We start from the raw sequence: 20,213 nt of genomic DNA, 5'->3' as shown, positions 1-20,213 counted from the left end.
CAGAGGTTCATTATTTGTCGTGCAACGAACATGCTTGGACTTTTGCGCCAAAGAAATTTGCTTGCAGTTGAAATGCTTGCAAGATTCGTTGACGTCCTGGCTCATCGTCAGGCAGAGCAAAGACCACTTTCAAAAATTGCGGCGCGTGGGCTGTTCTGCTGTTGCCAATATCATTAACTAATAAATCACGTTCCAGAAGCGTCATGACGGATGGCACGACGTGTTTTTGACTGGTATGCATTTCTTCCAGAACTTCGGTCTCGGTGACATTCACCGTGTCGTGCGCGCCTTGAAATTTCTTCACGCCGCCAATGTTGACCGCGATGCCACCGGTGATTTCAAATTCGGTAGCGCTGAGACGCTCGTAATGAAACGCCTCCCACCCTGCGACGCCGCGTTTGCGTTGGGCAACGATCGCCATTGCCGCGCCCGCGGTACCACCGCCGCTAATCATTCCTACTGGCAGCATGTCGGCAAGGCTGGTGGGGATAGGTTCTTGAAAAGGTTCCGTCATAGCAAAATCTCGATGATTACTGAATTTCCATTGTATGCTGAGTCCACATCAAGAGCGAGAATATCGCATCCGGACCGCAAAAATTGGAACTTATTACTCAAAAAAGCGCTCTGATCTGTGCTAGAACCAAAAATTGTATCTGCTAGATAATTAATGACAATCTTGTGACTTTTCCCACCTTTTTTCGATTCGAAAGTAACGAAAAGTGAATATCTAGCAAGAACCCCACAATCACAGGTAGAATTCAGCGTTACGTAATTTGGAAGCATGTTTTAATCAAAGACATGCGATGATATTTATTTGCTGCACTGCAGTTCAACTTTAAGGAAATATTCATGTCGATCAAATCCCGCGTAGTTTTGGGTAGTGCTATTGCGTTGTTCGCGCTGAGCGCTTGTAATGATAAAGATAAAGCAGCTTCTGCGACGACAGGTGCTGCTGCAACTGACAGCAAGGAAGTGGTTGCAGCGACCGTCAACGGTACGCCGATCTTGAAAAAGCAACTCGATCAGATCATGCAACAACAAGCTGGTCAAGGTATGCCTGACAATCCTGAGACACGCAAAATGGTGATCGATAATTTGGCAATGCAAATCATCGTCGCTCAAGAAGCAGAGAAAAAGGGTCTGGAAAAAGTACCTGAAGTGAAAGAACAACTTGAAATGGCACATCTGTCCATCATGGCAAATTCTTATGTAAAAGATTACATGAAGACCGCGACCGTGACGGATGAAGCATTGAAAGCTGAATACGACAAATTCAAAGCGACACAAGGTGGCAATGAATATAAAGCACGTCATATTCTGGTACCGACTGAAGCCGAGGCAAAAGACATCATCGCTAAAATCACGAAAGATCCAAAAGCGTTTGATGGTTTGGCAAAATCAAAATCCAAAGATCCAGGCTCTAAAGACAAAGGCGGCGATCTGGGCTGGTTCAATCCGCACAATATGGTGCCTGAGTTCGGCAATGCGGTAGCGAAACTGGAAAAAGGTAAATTCACGACTGAGCCAGTGAAGTCACAATTCGGTTACCACGTCATCCTGCTGGAAGATACACGCCCATTGGCAGTACCTTCGTTGGACGAAGTCAAAGCTGGATTGACACAACAATTGCAACAGCAAAATCTGAAAAAAATGCTGGACGATATGAAAGCGAAAGCGAAGATTGATATCGTAGCAGCTCCTGCAGCGGCTTCCGCTGCGGCCGTGACTGCTGCTCCAGCAACACCAGCTGCACCTGCCGCTGAAGCTGCAGCTTCGAAGTAATTCTTAGTTTTTAAAATGGCTCATCACCTCGCGGTGGTGAGCTTTTTTTTTGACTATTTCCTGTTGTGCCCTAAGTTGAATAAGACTTTCCACAAGGGCAACCATACCACCGCGATGGGTAAAGTTGGTTCTACTTGTGCCTAACGGCCATGACGAGTTCAGATTTACACGCCTGCTTTTTTCAGAAAATGCCATAATGACGCAGATCATTTTGCGATATTTTTTTCAAAACAGGATTGTGCATGCCAAACAACGATTTCGTCTGGACCGGTAATAGCATCACGTTAGACGTACGTCCAGATCGCCTTGATATCCGTGACCGTCAATTCACACCAGCAATACGTCACTTACCTCCGACTTTTCCAACACTTGAATGGGTTGCTGCTCATTGGCAGGCCTACATCGACGCCGGTTTTATACTGAATCAGGGGTCGGCGGGTGCTTGCACTGGTTTTGGCTTGTCGGCAGTTATCAATTATTTGCATTGGTGCGAAAATCCGGATCATCAGAAAGTCAGTCCGCGGATGGTGTACCACCTCGCCAAATTTTATGATGAATGGCAAGGTGATGACTATGTGGGTTCTAGTTGTCGTGGCGCGCTTAAAGGGTGGAATAAACACGGTGTTTGCAGCAACATTTTGTGGCCGTTCACGGTACATCCTGACAATACGGCGGTCAGTTGGGAGGACCCGGCGCAAGGCTGGGAGCAGGATGCACAAACTCGTCCACTCGGTGTGTATTACCGTATTAACAAAGACAGCATCAGCGACATGCAGGCGGCGATTGCAGAAACTGGCGCGGTCTATGTTTCCGCCAATGTCCATAGTGGCTGGTATTTGTCCTCATATCACGTACCCAAAAAACTTGTTCCTCTGAATAATTTAGAACAATTACCAACGATTCCTGTTCAAGCAGAAGGTATTGGTGGACATGCATTTGCTTTAATTGGTTATACGTCGCAAGGCTTCGTAGTGCAGAACTCCTGGGGCACAGGGTGGGGATGCCAGGGCTTGGCCATTCTGACCTACGAAGACTGGCAAAATAATGCGACTGATGCATGGGCAGTGGCGCTCGGTGTTCCAACGAGCGGTGTCAGTGCATTTGCCAGCGCGAATTTTTTTGCACCAACCACAGCTGCATCGTCTTTGCTGTCAGGATTGCCGCCGCCCATGGCCAGTAAGCGTGGTGCACGACCAGCGCAGTACAAACACCGGCAATCAGCACATAATTTACCGCCCCTTAGTTTGGATCAAGCGTACGGTTTGAGCTTGATGATGGACAATAACGGCGCCGTGATCCAACGTCTGGTCGCATTTAAAAATGCGGCGACAAGTGCCGAGCACGTGACATATCACGCACCGCTTGCCGCCTATACACGACAAAAATCCAGACGCGCATTTAAACTGACCTTGTTTGCACTCAGTGGTTTGGCTGATGAAGATACGACGATCGCTCATATCGCAACGCTTGCGCCGTACTTTTTGGCAAACGGCAGTTACCCGATCTTTTTGACCTGGAATAGTGGCCTTGGCGATAACCTGAATCAATTATTGACTGGTGAATTTTCTCCAACGAATGTTAGTCCGAATTTCAGTTCGAGTGTTAATTCAGGTACGAGCGCAGCAAAAGACAGAAGCATCGAGAGCTTTGCGGCTACCCATGGTGGTAAAGCCGAGTGGACGCTGTTAAAACAAACGGCAGAACTGGCGGTACTCAACGATGCACCGCCCCGTGGTTTGCATGCGTTGATACGTAATCTGCAGAAATTGGCCAAAAAGATCGGTGAAGAGCATTTGGAAATTCATCTGGTTGGTCACTCTGCGGGTGCCCATTTAATTGGTAATTTATTGCCCAATTTAAAAAATTTCCAGATCAAAACTTGTAGTTTGTATGCCCCTGCATGCAGTATCCATTTTGCTAATGCAAGGTTTTTGCCGGCACTGGAAACTGGTTTGATCCCTCGTGCACAGTTTCATTTGCATTTGCTGTCTGATGAATTAGAAGGGTCGGATAACGTTGCGCAGGTCTACGGTAAATCGTTGCTGTATCTGCTTTCCCGAAGTCTGGAAATCAGACACAAGACGCCGATGCTGGGTATGGCAACTTGTCTTGATGCGAATTATTTTTCTGGTCATACGAATGAGAATGCGCAATGGAATCCTGCTGCGATCCCGGCGCTGAGGAAATGGAATGACGTTTATTGGGGCAAGCAACAACCAAAAGGATTCGCCAATAAGGGCCTTGGTTTAACCCCTAGACAGGCAGCGACTTTACATATCCAGCAAGAACGCTTTGTGCATAGTGGCCATGATGTAGTACGCGCTGGCCATACGACTTTTGATTACGATGAAAAAACCATTACCGCGACCTTATTGCGTATCGCGGGTATGAAGCCAGAACAAGCTTTGCCGTATCCAGTTGGTGCTTTAGGTATTTGAAATCTGAGTAAAATGGCTCAATGGCTCAATGGCTCAATTACTCTGCACGTAAAAAAGCCGCCATGCAGGCGGCCTTTTTATGCTTGTGCCAGTGTCGCAGCGGCTTTGCTCATGTCAGTCAGTTTTACTTGGACGGCTTGCGACGCGTGGTGCCGCTGTCTTTATCAAACTTTGACGGACGACCATTCGAGAACTTACCTGCTGGTTTGCTATCAGAACGGCTATCTGTACGCGCACCTGGCTTGCCTGCTACTTTTTCTAATACACGACGATCGCCACCAGATTTCTTCTGACCTGCCGGAAAATCCTGCGCTACGCCGCCACTGGTTGGCTCTCCGACCGGGCTGATTTTGATTTGCTTACCAGCAACCCATACACCTTTGAGTTGCGCCAGCAATTCAGGTGGCATGCCAACCGGTAAATCCAGTGTGCTGTGGTTATCAAAAATATCGATACGACCGATGTATTTCGCTTCCATACCTGCTTCATTGGCGATGGCACCAACGATATTGGCTGGCGTTACGGTATCTGCTTTGCCGACTTCAATGCGGTAAGTTTGCATAGGAACGCTGACCTTACCTTTGGACGCTTTTTCTTTCTTAGGCTTGGCGGGACGGTCGTCTTCATCTGGTGCGCTAAACGCACGCTCTACCACCTGATTCATACGGCTAGCAGGTGCAGCATCAGCGATACGTGGTGCACGTTCTGTGCGCTCAGCACGCGGTTCGCTGCGTGGCGAACGGGCTGGCGCGGAGGCACTGCCGCCTGCTTTTTCAGCACTGATACGCAAAGACTGACCGGCAACACGAACTGATTTCAAATGATCGAGCATATCTGCTGGCAAATCATCTGGCAAATCGAGGATCGTGTAATCGTCGTAGATGTCAATGCGGCCGATAAATTTGGATTCGATATTCGCCTCATTGGCAATCGCGCCAACGATATTGCCTGGTTTAACACCATGTTCGTGGCCGACAGCAATGCGGTAAGTTTGCATACCTGGTTCCGCAGTACGTGGGCTATGTTCGCGACGGACACTGCGGTCTTCACGTTCAAAACGATCACCACGGTCACGGCCAGGGCGGTCACCGCGATCACCGCGATCACCTCTTTCGCCGCGATCATTACGTGCAGGGCGCTCATCACGCCAGCTGTCGTCGGACTTCACTTCTTTGCGATTTTTATCCAGCAACAAAGGTTCGTCACCGCGCGCCATTTTAGCTAACGCAGCAGCAATTTCAATCGCCGGAATATTGTGTTCACGCTCGTAATCTTCGATCAGCGATGTGTATTCGTCCAGACCACCTTCTGCTAATGCGGTGGAAATCTGATCTTTAAAGCGGGCGATACGCACATTGTTGACCGTTTGTATCGTCGGCAATTCCAGTGGAGACACTGGTTGGCGAGTCGCGCGTTCAATCGCTTTCAAGAGATTTTTTTCACGTGGAGTGATAAACAAAATCGCTTCGCCGCTACGGCCAGCGCGGCCAGTACGGCCGATACGGTGGGTATAGCTTTCCGGATCGTACGGGACATCATAGTTAATCACGTGGCTGATACGCTCTACGTCCAGACCACGAGCGGCGACGTCGGTGGCGACCAGGATATCGATTTTGCCGTCTTTTAATTGCTGAATCGTGCGTTCACGCTGTTGCTGATTGATATCGCCATTGATCGCTGCAACGGAGAAGCCTCTTGCATCCAGTTTGGCAGCCAATTCTTCGGTCCCCAATTTGGTACGCGCAAAAATGATCATGCCGTCGAATGTTTCTGCTTCCAGAATACGGGTTAACGCATCCAGCTTATGCATGCCGGAAACTAACCAGTAACGCTGACGGATATTATCAGCGGTGCCAGTTTTAGCAGCAATTGTCACCTCAGCAGGCTTATTCAGATACGTTTGCGCAATACGCTTAATCGCTGATGGCATGGTTGCAGAGAACAAGGCAGTCTGACGACCTTCTGGTGTTTCTTGCAAAATGCGTTCCACATCGTCAATAAAGCCCATGCGCAACATTTCGTCGGCTTCATCCAGAACTAAGGTTTTGATTTTGGACAGATCGAGAGAGCCTTTGTCCAAATGATCAATCACCCGGCCTGGGGTTCCAACGACCACATGCACGCCGCGACGCAATGCCGATAATTGCGGGCCGTAGCTTTGTCCACCGTAAATCGGCAAGACATGAAAACCGGGAATATGGCGGGCGTAAGTCTGGAACGCCTCAGCGACTTGAATCGCTAATTCACGGGTTGGTGCCAGCACCAACGCTTGCGGTGTAGTTTGACGGATATCTAAACGCGACAAAATCGGTAAGGCAAACGATGCCGTTTTGCCGGTACCGGTTTGCGCTTGCCCCAGGACATCACGGTTATCCAGCAAAATAGGAATCGTCGCCGCTTGAATTGGGGAGGGTGTTTCGTACCCGACATCTTGCAAGGCGCGCAATAAAGGCGCACTCAATTGCAAATCGGTAAAAGTAATAGTAGGTGTGGATTCTGACATGGCGATGCTCGCTCGTTCGCTCGTATCGCAGGATGCGACAAGATTTGGGGCGTAGTTTACTCTGTTGTCATAGAGTCAGGGAGAAACTACGCCAAAGTTTGCATAAAAAATAGGCAATGGGGCCTGAAAAAGCCAGTTTTTATGATAAATGTTTATTTTAGAGCTATCTTTTTCTGGTTTTTTGTGAAAAAAATCAGTTCGGGAGACCGCGCGTATATCGCCATTCCAGGCCAGCCAGCAGCGCAACTCTGTATTTCTGTGTGTTTTATTTTTCCGCAAAACCATAGCGATGTAACAAGGCATCTTGCTCACCGCTGCTTTGAATATGGCTGATCGCCCGATTGATTTGTTCAATTTTCCAGCTGGATTTCCGAGATACTCCGCATTGTGTCGATAACACCGAAAACGGCGTTTTTGACAACGTAAACTGGTCACGTTGCTCAGGAAAACTTTTGAAATAACCTTCAATTTCGGCTTCAGAGCTGACTAAACCATCAGCGCCGCCCAATGCGACCAAGCGGAACATACCGGGAACATCGGTCAAATCGATGCGTTGTATCTTCCCCGCAGCAAACTCTTTCGAAATTTGAGGGTAAAAGTAACCAAGTCGGGCCGCAATTTTCTTTCCCATTAATTGCTGCGGAAAATGATTCAACATCGGCTTGTCGTGCGACACAACGATGCGCTCAATCTGCGGCAAATTAGGTAGTGACCATAAAAATTGCTCGCGATGTTCTGACCACTGCGGACTGAAATAGCAGACGATATCGGCTTGACCGCTGGTTAATGACTGTTCAACACGGCGGCGAGAATAAACTGTATAAACCGGCGTCGCCCCTATTTCTCGGGCAATTGCGTCACCAAAGTCTTTCAATAAGCCACCGACCAGGTGGTTATTCTGGTCAAGAATATTCAAGGGATAACTGACGGTATCAAACACCGCAAGTTTGATTTCTTGCTCGGCGCTTGCCTGTTGCGTAAAAAATAGACACGTTCCGACGACCAGAGTGACGCTCTGCAAAAGTCTTAATGCTAAATTGATTCGATGCCTGACTCTGTTCACTCTACTTACCTTTGAATTGATCTTATCTCTTTGCTGTCGATGCGACAGATATTCGCGCAAACAATGGCGTGTCTGAAAATCCACGATTGCCTTGCAAGCCCCCCGTGTGTACTGCAACGACACAGGTCTGTGGCGGGAAATAATTTTGCTTACATAATTGATGTAAAGTATATAACATTTTTCCGGTATAAACAGGCTCAAGGATAATACCAGTTTGTTGTTGAAACATATCACAAAATGTCATTAATTCTATCGTGATTTTGGCGTATCCACCTTGATGAAAATCAGTGAGCAGAAGATAATTTTGGTCATCTGGGTAGGCTGCATTTTTCAATAATCTACTGATATCTGCATGCAAGTACTCTGCATTTTTGATCGCTGCCACCCCAATCACTTTACTTTTTCCCTGAGCTCCGGCAATGATGCCAGCCATTGTCGCGCCCGTACCACAAGCCACCATAAAGACATCGGGATCAGAGCCTAAAGTGGCACCTACCTCTATGACCAGTTCGGCGACGCCGTGCAGGGCTGCTGGCGTGCTTCCCCCTTCGGGCAGCCACACGTAATCTTCATTGGCATCAAGTAGCAGGCTGCGCCAATGTTGATCGTTTTCTCGTAATCGACGATAGATTTCCCGACTAACGTAATGAATTTCCATTCCAAGTCGTCGACAGTCATCCAGCATGTCGCTATTCATACCATCAGCGGCGCGAATGAAGGCGGTAGAGGGATATCCGGCAATTGCGGCGGCATGTGCCAGCGCATGAATATGGTTGGACCACAAGCCGCCCATGCTCACCAGATGCGGCTGCCTATCCTTTAAAGCGAGCAAAGGATATTTAAGCTTACGAAATTTATTCCCTGACACCTGTGGATGCAAAAGATCATCGCGCTTCATCCATAGGACGATACCTGGGAACAAATCACTGTCAATTCGTTGACATGGAGAGGCCGGAACATAGAACACGATGCGATTGTGAAGATGTAAATGATAAAGTACTATTGTACGCGTACCGCCACTTTGACAGGTGATTGCCATCCTGGCCTTCACCGTAGCCTGTGATATTTTTGCCCGGAGAGGGACATGCCAGCAGATTTAGATCAATCGCTTGTCAGTGCCAGACATCAAATATCAGACTTGATCAAGCAAATTAAAGAAACCGGTCAACAAGATAACCTGTTATTGACGCTTGAAACGGTATTGACCAAGCTCGAGGGCATGTCCCAGCATGATCATTTGACGGGTGCATTCAATCGCCGCACTTTGCTGAGTATGCTCGAAGGAGAATTAGCACGGTCATACCGAACCGGACATACTTTCTCATTCGCAGTCATCAGCGTCGATGGATTAGAAGCTATTCTGGAAAAACATGGCCAGGCGGTCGCAAAGCAAATCCTTAAATTACTCAGTAGCGAAGCATTAGAAATGCTGCGCGTGCTCGATTCGTTTGGTCGGGTGGCGGCCAACGAATTTGCGATTGTGATGCCAACAACCTGGCTAGATCAAAGTTTAAAAGCCATTACTCGTCTCAAATTGCGGCTCGCTGAGTTGGATTGGAATGCACTCGCACCGGGATTAGTGGTGACATTTTCTACCGGTCTGACAACCAACGCAGTCAAAGATACACCAGAATCCATGTTGCAAAGAGCGACGATCGCATTGCATGAGGCAAAAAATAAGGGGGCCGATTCCACGGTTCAGGTCGAACCGCCATTGCCTGACTATGACCCCAGTGCGCCAGAAAATAATCCGCGTTAAATTTGCGAACGTCAAATAGTACTTTTGCCGATAAAACAGCACTGGCAAGGCTTTGACGCTGAATTCAACAATCGACCTGATCAGTGAGCCAAAACAGGCAGGCTTTGGAAAAATCAGCTCTTTTTCGGTGTATAAGCTACTAACCAAGTAGCTAACACGACGCCAGCGCAACCGATGATCGTATTGAGAGTGATCGCTTCGTGCAAGAAAATAAAACCCCACAACAAGGCAAACAAGGGAATCAGGAACGTTACCGTCAGTGCTTTGGTTGGGCCGATATCGTGAATTAAACGGAAATACAATAAATAAGCCACCGCACTACACAGTAACGCCAGTGCCGCCGCCGCTAATATGACGGTCGTTGTTACCGTGCCAGGAATCGGTGAAAATGGCAAAGAAGGCAATAGGAAAATGGCCCCTCCTACCTGTGAGGCGGTTGCCATCAAGACAGGGTTCACATTTACAGAGAGTTTTTTGGTGTAGACACCCGCCAGCGCATAGCAAATCGTGGCAGCGGAACATGCCAACAAAGCTAACAATAATTCATGGCTCCATTCAACAGGTCCCAGACGCACCAGCATGGCGACACCCAATACACCCATCAACATGCCAGCCATTTTACGTAGTGTGAATTGTTCGCCCAAAAATATAGCGGCCATCACTGCGCCCCACAAGGGACTGGTCGCGTTCATGATGGCTGAGTAACCAGCTGGAATATGGATGGCGGCATACGCATAAAAAACCGCAGGCAAGGCGGTACTCACAGCGCCAAGGACTAAAAATGACTTCCAATGTTGCCGAAAATGGATAGGCTGTTGGCGCACCAACATCCAGATGACCAGTGCCAGTCCTGCTAAAGCAACCCGAATCTCTGCCGTCCAGAGTGCGCCGAGTACCGGAGCAATGATGCGCATAAACAAAAAAGACGCACCCCAAATCGACGCCAACCCAAACAACCGAAGAAAATCGCTACTGCGCATGCCAGCTCCTAATCACACCAAGGGCGTCAGCATAACAAAGACTGGCGGGTGCTGCTGGCCACATTCGGACATACAATGACCACAAGTCACTTTCTGCCCAATCGCGTCCACGCTCCTACATAGGTTTAAAACGCCACGCATAGGCCTGACTTACTTTCAGTTTTTCATTGGTGCCGTGCAACTCTACCGTATATCGTCCCATGTCGTCACGATGCGCGCGTGATATGGCATCGGCGCGCACCACGACACCCCGATGAATTTGCCAAAATTTTTCGGTATCTAGTCCTTCCATGATTTCTTTGAGTGGCTTACGTATATGCGCCTCGTCGTTACTACAGACGACGCGTGTATATTTTTCATCGGAAGTAAAAAAAAGAATCTTTTCGATCGCGAACATTTTGATGGTATCGCCGACGCTGGCGCTGATCCAACGAATTCGCTCTTGCGCGGTCTGACGCAGACGTTTGTCCAATTCTGACATTAAATGGCTGATGTCGGGCGCTATTTGCTGGCTGGCAATACGGGCTTTCAGACGCTCAATCGCTTCTTGCAAACGAGCGTGGGATACCGGTTTAAGCAAGTAATCAACTGCACCAGCGGCAAACGCTTCTATTGCGTAGCTGTCATAGGCCGTCGTAAAGACAGCATGGCATTGGCCTTTGACTGCGTTTGCCACATCCAGACCCGTCATGCCCGGCATACGAATGTCTAAAAATGCGATATCCGGATGATGTTCATGAATGGCTTCTAAGGCATCCGCCCCATGCTCACATTCCGCAACGATCGCCAACTCTGGCCATAGCTCGGACAGCATCCGACGCAATTCTTTACGTGGTAAATCTTCATCTTCAGCAATGATCGCTGTCGTCATCTTGTCTCCTCCTATTTTTCTAAAGGTAAGCTAATCAGCGCCGTAACACCGCCATCGCGATTGGCCTTCAAGGTCAGGGTTGCTTCAGTCCCGTACATCGATGCCAATCGCTCGCGAATATTTTCCAGACCGATGCCTGAGCCACTTGAGGTACCACCAAAGCCAACGCCGTCGTCAGCGACACTCAATTCCATATACGCTTTGCCGTCACGTTCTGATTGGCGTGCCAACACCGCTATATGCGCTGGCCCTATCTTGGGTTCTACGCCATGCTTTATAGCGTTTTCTACGAGCGAAATCAGCATCAGCGGTGGTAAGGCTGCATCACTGATTTCAGATTCAACCGAGAAACTCAAGCGTGGAATGCGAGCCTGCATCAAATTCAGAAAAGCGCGTGCCGCATCCAATTGCTGCATCAGTCGTGCTTGCGTTGAACTACCGTCACTACGCATTTTGGGGATCGTTGCGCGCAAATAGTCAACCAAGTGATCAACGATTGCAGTTGCTCTGGCGGGTTCAGTATTAATTGCAGAACGGACGCCCGCTAAGGTATTGAATAAAAAATGCGGTTCAACTTGTGCCACTAATACCGATAAACGCAATTCTGCTTCACGGCGTGCTTCTTGCGCTTGTTTCAATTCACGCAGACGCTGATCTTCCAGCAGGCGCTTTTTCTGCCTGAAAAACAACCATAAATCAAAACCGCCACCAAGATAAATCACGATAAAGCCAGTGATCGAAATGCTCGTAAAATTCTGCAAGAGTTCCGTCATTTCCTTACTAAGCACAGGATGAAATGATGAGTTCTGCGAATTAGGATCGGGAAGACTGGCTGCAGCAGGGGCATCAGGGGCATCAGCGGCAGTAGGCGGTGCAGGTGCAGCAGGTGATTGCTGCACGGTGACTTGCAGTGGTTCCTTTTTTTTGCTTGCCGGGCTTTCTTTTTTGTCATCGATGCTTGCGTCTAAGACGGTTATTTTTCCGTGCACCCGATTTTCACCGGCAAACCAATCACAAAAATGCTCGACACCTTTAAGAACGCCGTCACTGAGTCCTACCCCTATCAATAAAGCGGTGGCCAGCGCAAAGGCTTCGATTTTTTCAGAAAACTGACGCTGCCTGACCAACACTGCCAGACCAGTGCCGATTAAACCCAAGCTAAGAAAACCTAAGCTCAATGGTAAGACAAACAATAAAATCTTTTCCAGCCCAATGCCCATTAAATGCGGAATAATGACCGAAAATACGTCAATAACCAAGACAGGAATAATCCATGAAAGCGAGCGATAGTAGTACCAGGTACGCGAAAAAACGGGGTAATTGCGCGCGCGGGTCAGCCAGCTATCGCTACTGATCGATACCTCCAGAGGCAACGGTTGCTCTATGTAATTATTTTTCTTGAATTTGTCAGTCATCGTGGTGTTCCTTCTGGTCAATGCTATCGCTTACCAGCAATAGCGCATTGAAGCCAGTCTAAGGAAAATTGGGGTCAGAAAGAAAGTTTGCGACGAAATAGCGGATATCAGGATGAATCCCCGCGAACGCAAGACAAGTCAGGCCGGATCGCCGGCTATTTGGCTGCCGCTATTGCTAGCAGAGTCAGGCATAGGCTCAGGTTCTGCTGGACGCTGTTGTTTTGCAATACGCAGAATCGTATTGCGAATTGTACTTAGTACGGCAACCGAATTAAATGGTTTAACAATAAACCCGTGAACCCCTCGTTGCTGCGCTGCTTGCAAGGTGGGTGCATCGATTTTGGCCGACACCATAAATAACAGGGCTTTGGGTAAATCTTTACGAAGTTGATCGATGACACCCATGCCGGTATCGTCTGGTTCACCGATATCGACACAAATAATTTGCGGTTTAAGCTTAATGACACGCGCCAGGCTGGCGGGCGCCAGGTTGGCATCACCAACGACCTCATGACCGCCATTATTTAACACAGAGGTTAATAAATTGCGCGCCACGGCGTTTGTGTCCAGAATAACGGCTTTAAGCATAGGTCTACCAATAGGGTGTCGTCGTCTCCATAGTAATGCAAAAATATAATTATGAGTAGGAAGAAGCGTAGGTCAAGCGCCTAATTTGCGCTAAACCGTTGCAAGTTCAGAATCGAGACGATCAAAAGTTATAAAAAATATGTCGGATACAGCATCCATGAAAGCAATCTATCGGTTGCTGTCTTCCCGGCCTCCAACATCAGACCGGGCATTTTTTACGTACGTCTCCAACCAGCGGTCCTGTTCCCATAACATGTGCAAAATCGACTCGCGCGCGCGGTAGCTATGGCTTTCATTTGGCAACATGACGAGGCGGGAAACTGTACCCAAACCTTGCAAAGCCTGATACATGCGCTCACTTTGCAGCGGAAATGTACCTGTGTTGTTGTCCTGTTCGCCATGAATCAATAACAGCGGATCTTTGATCTGATTGGCAAAATTGAATGGCGACATGTCCTGGTAGACCTTCTCCGCCTGCCAGAAATTTCGTTCTTCGGATTGGAACCCGAATGGCGTCAAAGTGCGGTTATAAGCGCCCGAGCGAGCAATGCCGGCGCGGAACAGGCGCGTGTGCGCCAATAAATTGGCAGTCATAAAAGCACCATAACTGTGACCACCGATTGCAATACGGTTGCGGTCAGCCACACCCAAACGTACAACTTCATCCACAGCTGCTTCAGCATCCATTTTCAATTGATCGAGATACGTATCGTTGGGCTCTCTTTTGCCTTCGCCAATGATAGGCATGCTCGGGCCATCCAGTACGGTATAGCCACGCGCCAGCATCACCATCGGGCTGGAATAGGAAATACGATTGTATTTATACGCCGAACCCGTCACCTGACCAGCCGCATCTGCCGTTTTATACTCACGTGGATAAGCCCACATCAGCATGGGGCGTGGCCCATCGCGCTTGGGGTCGTACCCGGCGGGCAGATATAAGCTTGCACTGAGTTCGACACCATCTGCGCGGGTATAACGAATCTGTTGCTTCTTAATCCCTTTCAATTGCGGTAGAGGATTCGGGAAATTCGTTAATGCTCTCGGCGCTTCTGTACTTCCGAGTTCGCGGACATAATAATTGGGGCGTTCATCGCTCGATTCCCGGCTGGTGATAATGCTCGTGCCCTTGTCGTTCAGGATTCCCACTACTTGCTCATAATAGGGTGCCTGAGAATGGAATAGGCGCACTGCTTGCTTGCTACTGAGATCAAATTTATCTAAAAATGGCCGCTCTCCTTCAGAGCTTGCGCCTACGCCGGCCAGATAGATTGCTTTGTCGTCGGGTGACAGCTTCAATGCGGGCAAGCCAAATTGGTTCATTTCAACCACGGGATTGCCCTGATTCGCATACTGATCTTCGGTTTTTCGGCTAAATAACAACTCAGGTTTGGCATCATTCACGCCTGGCCGCAAACGCCAGGTGCGTATATCGCGAGTCTTCCACCAACTTTCGGTCACCAGAGCCAGACCATCATTTGCCCACTGTACGCTAGAAAAACGCCAGCCTAGTTCCATTAACCTTTGCGCTGGTGAATCAAATGGGGCAGCTTGCTGCATCAGTAAATCATGTACTTTGACATGCATTTCCGGATCGCCGCCAGCCTGTGCTTCTAACCAATAAAGGGTTGCTAGCTTATCATTGCGCCAACCAAAGTCTCGCGGCCCCGTCTGTACCGCATCACTCCCAGTTGGCAAGCGCTCACGCATCGGCCGCTCGGCGACAGTCTTCACTTTTTTCCCTTGCTTATCCCATAATTCGATCAACTGCGCAAAGCGGTCTATCGGTAATAAAGTGGAATAAGGGCGGCGGATCTGGGTCGTTAAAATCAATTTGCCGTCAGGAGAGGGCAAGGCTTTTGTGAGCGTCATGACGGGGCCGACGCGATGTAATTCGCCCTTCGTTGTGACAAAACCCAATTGCGTTTGTAATTCCCAATCCAATACCGCGGCGTCTGCTGACGATTTCAGCATATCGGGATAAGTCCGATTTTGTGTAATTTTGCCGCCCTTGGTTTCCAGCGTGTTAGGTCCTGTTGGTACAAATGGTGCACTCGGCAAGGCTGGCTGATGTAACGGCAGCAAACGAACGAATAATCGTTCCGAGCCAGCGTTCCATTCAAAGCCCGCACTGGTCACTGCATTCAACTTATCTGCCATCAGGCGGCTGGCATGCGCTTTCTTGACATCCAGCAGCCATAATTCGACGCCGCTGTCAGTCCAATGGCTAAATGCTACCCATTGCTCATCAGGCGACCAGCTAGTGTCAGCAATGTGCGGATGTTGTGGTAAGCCTTCAACGACGCGGGATTTACCGCTTGCCACGTCCAGCAATGTCAGATTGACGCCAAATTCAAATTGACTCGCAGCACGCGTACGGGGATTGATCCGCAAACCGGCTAGTTTTAATTCCGGCTGCGCCACTTCTGAAATTCCTGGCAAGCCCGGCATCGCGATTAATAAAGCGGTCTTTCGTTGCGGTCCCAACTTGAAATTCGGCCCGCGTGGCGCATCAACAATCGCTTGTAATTCTGGCGGCGGCATTTTGTATGCCCCATCGTTAGGATCTGCTTGCTTGACGCCTGCAGCGTCAGCAATAAAAGGATTTGCCAGCAGTAAGAAGAGGGGAGGGAGTAGACGCAGTTTTAATGACATGGTGAAAGTGTGAGGCATGTGTCGTAGGACGAGGTGCAATGAAGTTTACAAAGCAGGCGAAGGTGACGAATCGGTCTATAAAAACTGAATAATTAAGCTGAATAAAGCAGCTAAATAAAACAGCTAAATAAAACAGCTGAATAAAATAGCTGAATAAAATAGCTGAATGCAACAGCTAAAACATCTGCCCTATTTTAAATTTCTGCCCGGGAATTAAAGCAGTTTAACGCCGTGAATTTGTTTGTCTACTGCTTATTTTGAAGAAGTAAGTGAGAAGAACGCATTTGCTGCGATGCACACTTGTCTGAGTAAGATGTTTGGTTGAGTTAAATTGGTGGTATTCGCTGACGACAAAAGAGCAGCGTAAATTCAACGGCTTTTTAATTTTCGCTACTATGGTTCGTCTGATTTATGCGATGCACAAATTGTGCGATTAAGGCTCTGTGCTTTACTCAGGCATCGGTAATCGATTTAAATATTAAGAAACTCGCAACAAAAATTCTGCTGGTCAGATTCAAGTTTCGCGTTTCAACGATTCGTCTGAGGCGTCTGTATTTAAAGGTTTAAACAAATCATCCAATCCAGCTGGTCGCGTATTCGCTCTGACGGCGCCACGACGCCCATTGAATTCTTCTTCAATATTATCGCGGTAATAACTCCAGGCCGACCCCGACGTTGATAAACGCCGCCACACTTCTTGCCCGACACCCGAATAATCAATAGCAGACCCATCGTCGAATTCAACGCGTAAAGTTTTTTCGCGTGGTTCATAGCCGATAGAACGTAATTTACCCGCGTTGATCCGTTTCATTTCCATGTAATTTACCTGTACTGGGATGGGGTTATTGGCTCACACTATTTGAATTTGCATTTTTCTACCTGCGCGGTGACAGACACCTGCGCTGTCTTACTGATTTCATCGGTAACGGCCACAGCGGCATTAGCGCAATTAAAACTTTCAGATTTGTAGCCATGTTGGGCAGGCAGGCTGCCAGTCGTCGCGCCAACTTCGGCGACACCAAACACTTTTTTCCGATTTTCTGATTGCAACAGACTTTTCTCAAATTCGTCATGTGTATTGGTCAACACCGTGGGCTTTATTTCACTCGAGTTGAGTTCTTTGCTAATTTCTTTGACCACTTGAATTGAATCCGCATTGAGTGGTGAGGTGACAGGCGTGGTTTGCTCTGCGACAGGTGGTGCAGTCTGTGCCGACGCAGTTACACACAACACACCTGAAAACAACAGCGTCCCAAGTCCTTTTAAGCACGATAAACACGATAAACACGAATTCAAGTACAAGGTAAGAGTGTCTAATTTCTTCGTCATCATTTCAGTTTTCTCCGGTGTCGCGTCATTCTCTGCGAATGGTGTTTGCGTGTACCATGCAGTACATTTTATGTCAATTTCGACTTATTTCATGGGTTTGGGCCAATGTTTAACTGTGGAAAGCACTATTAACCATACTATCGCTTGCCATGCATCATTTATCTTTAGAAAATAGTGTCGAATAATTATTTGACAGTCTTTGTTACTATCAACACCGATTTCCACATAACCTGAGACAAGCGGCATGCCAATAAAATTCAAAAAATATACCGAATGGACCGTCGGTTCTAAACTGACATTGATTATTTCTGTCGTTTTTAGTTTCATATTATTTTCGTTCACCTCCGTCGTTAATTACAATCTTCAGCAACAAGCGGAAGCGCAGGCGACGTCGGATATCACCAATAGAACGCAGTTTGTCGTTGATATGCTCAATGTTTTCGACACCGATCTGCGGAATCAGGCGAGTGATGCTGGCAAGGTTTTCAAAGGTAATTTCAAGGATGGATTTGAGCTTGATGCCAATCGGACCATCGATGTTGGCGGCGTTAGCACGCCAGTACTTAAATCGGGCACGCAAGAACTCAATGGTAATTTCGCTAACGCCGATAAACTCACTCAGGAAATCGGCGCCGTTGCAACGATCTTCGTAAAGAAAGGCGACGATTTTATTCGTATTTCGACCTCTTTAAAAAACGAGCTCGGCGAGCGCGCAGTCGGTACGACACTCAATCATGCAAGTCCAGCTTATCAGCCTCTCATGGAAGGTAAACCATACGCGGGTTTGGCGGAATTGTTTAAAAAACAGTATATGACCCAATACGAGCCAGTCATGGACAGCTCTGGTAAGGTCGTTGCGGTTTTATTTGTGGGTAAAGATTTTACTGCTGCAATTAACGAAGTCAAAGCAAAGATCCGATCGATTAAACTGGGCAAATCAGGCTACTTCTACGCACTTGATAGCCGTCCTGGACAGACGTACGGAGACCTTATTCTGCATCCGACGAAAGAAGGAAAAAACGTTCTTGACTCCAAAGATCAGAGCGGCCATGAATTCATCAAAGAAATCTTAGAGCGCAAGCAAGGCGTCATTCATTATCCTTGGGTCAATAGCGAGTTGGGTGAAACCGAAGTCCGGGAAAAAGTCGTCGCTTTTTATCCGATTAAAGATTGGGGCTGGGTCATTGCCGGTGGTATGTATTCGGATGAATATGCCGCAGAAACGAACCGTACCAACAGACGCTACCAGTTGATTAGTATGGTAATCGTCTTCTTGTTGGGCGTACTACTTTTCAAAGTGATGCGCATTCGCTTAAGTACCCCGTTACAACAGGTGATTCTTGCTGCAAACAAAATGGCAAGCGGCGATCTGACAACGACTGTCACGGTCACCCGCGTTGATGAAATTGGTCAACTGATGCACGCAATAAACGGTATCGGACAAGGCTTGCGTGTGTTAATTAACGAAGTGCATCAAAGCGCGACGTTGATTTCATATTCATCACAAGAACTTGCGGATGGTAATGCTGATTTGTCAGCACGAACAGAATCGCAAGCCAGTTCACTTCAGCAAACCGCCGCATCCATGGATGAACTCACCAGTACAGTCAAACAAAATTCCGCAGGCGCAAAACACGCCAGCGAATTGGTCGTCGCTGCTTCCGAAGTTGCTTCCAGAGGCGGTAAGGTCGTCAATGATGTGATTGATACGATGTCGTCGATCAAAGAAAGCTCCAGAAAGATTGTCGATATCATTAGCGTCATCGATGGCATCGCTTTTCAGACCAATATCCTTGCCTTAAATGCCGCCGTAGAAGCCGCCCGCGCTGGTGAGCAAGGACGCGGCTTTGCCGTCGTCGCCAGCGAAGTCCGAAACCTCGCCCAACGTTCCGCCAGCGCCGCCAAAGAAATTGCCGTCTTGATTAAAGACTCCGTCGCCAAAGTAGAATCAGGTAATGTATTGGCAGAACAAACCGGGAGAACCATGGATGACGTTCTAAAATCCGTTGAACAAATCACCCACATCACCGCCGAAATTTCGCACGCCAGCCAGGAACAAAGCGACGGGATCGAACAAGTCAATCAAGCCGTCTCCCAGATGGACGACATGACCCAACAAAACTCCGCCTTAGTCGAACAAGCCTCCGCCGCCACCGAAACCATGCGCGAACAGATTGATCATTTGGTGCAGTTGATTGGGGCGTTTAAGTTGAAATAACTCTGCGGTAGAAGACAAAATCCGCTCTATCGAAAAATGAACCACATCGTTGTTTTGGGACACCATTTAGGATGTGGTTCTGGTCGTCTTAGCGCATCACTTTCTAATCACCTGAGGTACGCAAAAACGCCTCATTACTCACTGATCGGTTGAGATGCGAGATGAGGTAACGTGTTATCGGACAGATCCATGGCAGGAGTTGCAAGTCGTCTCACCTGTTGTGTTGCATAAGTAGCAGTTATCACTACCACTACCACCGCATGAAGTGCATGTTGATTGATTGTCACCGTACCCAACTACCCCTCGCTGATTGCAAGCAGAGCACGCTTTTTTCCCATTCGTACAAGCGTGGCAAGCAACTCGGCCACGACCGTTGCATGTGTAACATGTTGATTCAGACATAGATGATCTCCACTGTTTTCAAAAAGAAATTTAAAAATAACATTTTCTTATAAGAATTTAAATTTCTTATCGTTTCATATTAAATATGGCGAATTCTAGGATGAAGTGCAATTTATGAACGGTACCGGTTAATGAGGGCAAGATGCGATAGCATTTGTGCCTTTTTGACCGGCCAGTCGAAATTGCATAATGAACTACACACATCTCACC

The 20,213-nt window shown here is 48.0% G+C and carries 15 protein-coding genes; 4 read left to right on the top strand and 11 right to left on the bottom strand.

Going from position 1 to position 20,213, the window contains the following annotated elements; genetic code table 11:
- Window positions 1-10: 10 nt before the first annotated feature.
- Window positions 11-514, bottom strand: a complete 504-nt coding sequence (locus tag ACO0K1_RS16780; RefSeq protein WP_423027790.1) for a hypothetical protein — start codon at window positions 512-514, stop codon at window positions 11-13.
- A 335-nt stretch (window positions 515-849) separates the two neighbouring features.
- On the opposite strand from ACO0K1_RS16780, the gene ACO0K1_RS16775 reads away from it, so the two are divergent.
- Both ACO0K1_RS16775 and ACO0K1_RS16770 read left to right on the top strand, forming a co-directional pair.
- Window positions 850-1,782, top strand: coding sequence for a peptidylprolyl isomerase (locus tag ACO0K1_RS16775; protein ID WP_423027787.1), 933 nt, complete (start codon window positions 850-852; stop codon window positions 1,780-1,782).
- 242 nt (window positions 1,783-2,024) lie between these two features.
- Window positions 2,025-4,220 carry a C1 family peptidase gene (locus ACO0K1_RS16770; RefSeq protein ID WP_423027785.1) on the top strand — a complete coding sequence of 732 codons (2,196 nt, stop codon included), beginning with the start codon at window positions 2,025-2,027 and terminating at the stop codon, window positions 4,218-4,220.
- Window positions 4,221-4,344: 124 nt separating this feature from the next.
- Here the strand turns inward: ACO0K1_RS16770 and ACO0K1_RS16765 are convergent, their stop codons facing one another.
- The 3 genes from ACO0K1_RS16765 to ACO0K1_RS16755 form a co-directional block, all read right to left on the bottom strand.
- Window positions 4,345-6,723, bottom strand: a complete 2,379-nt coding sequence (locus ACO0K1_RS16765) for a DEAD/DEAH box helicase (protein WP_423027783.1) — start codon at window positions 6,721-6,723, stop codon at window positions 4,345-4,347.
- A 265-nt stretch (window positions 6,724-6,988) separates the two neighbouring features.
- Window positions 6,989-7,744, bottom strand: a complete 756-nt coding sequence (locus ACO0K1_RS16760) for a substrate-binding periplasmic protein (RefSeq protein ID WP_423027781.1) — start codon at window positions 7,742-7,744, stop codon at window positions 6,989-6,991.
- 64 nt (window positions 7,745-7,808) lie between these two features.
- Window positions 7,809-8,825, bottom strand: coding sequence for a 1-aminocyclopropane-1-carboxylate deaminase/D-cysteine desulfhydrase (locus ACO0K1_RS16755; RefSeq protein ID WP_423027779.1), 1,017 nt, complete (start codon window positions 8,823-8,825; stop codon window positions 7,809-7,811).
- A gap of 45 nt (window positions 8,826-8,870) precedes the next feature.
- Here ACO0K1_RS16755 and ACO0K1_RS16750 point away from each other — a divergent pair, with 45 nt between their 5' ends.
- Window positions 8,871-9,545, top strand: coding sequence for a GGDEF domain-containing protein (locus ACO0K1_RS16750; RefSeq protein ID WP_423027777.1), 675 nt, complete (start codon window positions 8,871-8,873; stop codon window positions 9,543-9,545).
- Between the two features lie 113 nt (window positions 9,546-9,658).
- On the opposite strand, the gene ACO0K1_RS16745 is transcribed toward ACO0K1_RS16750, so the two are convergent.
- The 7 genes from ACO0K1_RS16745 to ACO0K1_RS16715 form a co-directional block, all read right to left on the bottom strand.
- Window positions 9,659-10,525: a DMT family transporter gene (locus ACO0K1_RS16745; RefSeq protein WP_423027775.1), complete on the bottom strand. Its 867-nt coding sequence runs from the start codon at window positions 10,523-10,525 to the stop codon at window positions 9,659-9,661.
- 115 nt (window positions 10,526-10,640) lie between these two features.
- Window positions 10,641-11,396 carry a LytR/AlgR family response regulator transcription factor gene (locus tag ACO0K1_RS16740; RefSeq protein ID WP_423027773.1) on the bottom strand — a complete coding sequence of 252 codons (756 nt, stop codon included), beginning with the start codon at window positions 11,394-11,396 and terminating at the stop codon, window positions 10,641-10,643.
- 11 nt (window positions 11,397-11,407) lie between these two features.
- On the bottom strand, window positions 11,408-12,811 hold the full coding sequence (locus ACO0K1_RS16735; RefSeq protein WP_423027771.1) for a sensor histidine kinase: 1,404 nt from the start codon (window positions 12,809-12,811) through the stop codon (window positions 11,408-11,410).
- 138 nt (window positions 12,812-12,949) lie between these two features.
- Window positions 12,950-13,399 (bottom strand): ANTAR domain-containing response regulator, encoded by a 450-nt coding sequence (locus ACO0K1_RS16730; protein WP_423027769.1) that lies wholly within the window; start codon window positions 13,397-13,399, stop codon window positions 12,950-12,952.
- A 168-nt stretch (window positions 13,400-13,567) separates the two neighbouring features.
- Window positions 13,568-16,054, bottom strand: a complete 2,487-nt coding sequence (locus ACO0K1_RS16725; RefSeq protein ID WP_423027767.1) for a prolyl oligopeptidase family serine peptidase — start codon at window positions 16,052-16,054, stop codon at window positions 13,568-13,570.
- A 514-nt stretch (window positions 16,055-16,568) separates the two neighbouring features.
- Window positions 16,569-16,871 (bottom strand): KTSC domain-containing protein, encoded by a 303-nt coding sequence (locus ACO0K1_RS16720; RefSeq protein ID WP_423027765.1) that lies wholly within the window; start codon window positions 16,869-16,871, stop codon window positions 16,569-16,571.
- A 38-nt stretch (window positions 16,872-16,909) separates the two neighbouring features.
- Window positions 16,910-17,386 carry a hypothetical protein gene (locus tag ACO0K1_RS16715; RefSeq protein WP_423027763.1) on the bottom strand — a complete coding sequence of 159 codons (477 nt, stop codon included), beginning with the start codon at window positions 17,384-17,386 and terminating at the stop codon, window positions 16,910-16,912.
- A 241-nt stretch (window positions 17,387-17,627) separates the two neighbouring features.
- On the opposite strand from ACO0K1_RS16715, the gene ACO0K1_RS16710 reads away from it, so the two are divergent.
- Entirely contained in the window at window positions 17,628-19,601 is a 1,974-nt protein-coding gene (locus ACO0K1_RS16710; protein WP_423027761.1) for a methyl-accepting chemotaxis protein, read from the top strand.
- Window positions 19,602-20,213: the final 612 nt, after the last annotated feature.

It is taken from the genome of Undibacterium sp. SXout20W, from assembly GCF_049340285.1.
In the GTDB taxonomy this organism is placed as follows: Bacteria; Pseudomonadota; Gammaproteobacteria; order Burkholderiales; family Burkholderiaceae_D; genus Undibacterium.
The sequence above is the reverse complement of the archived record's forward strand: the minus strand, read 5'-3'. Positions and strand labels throughout refer to the sequence as shown.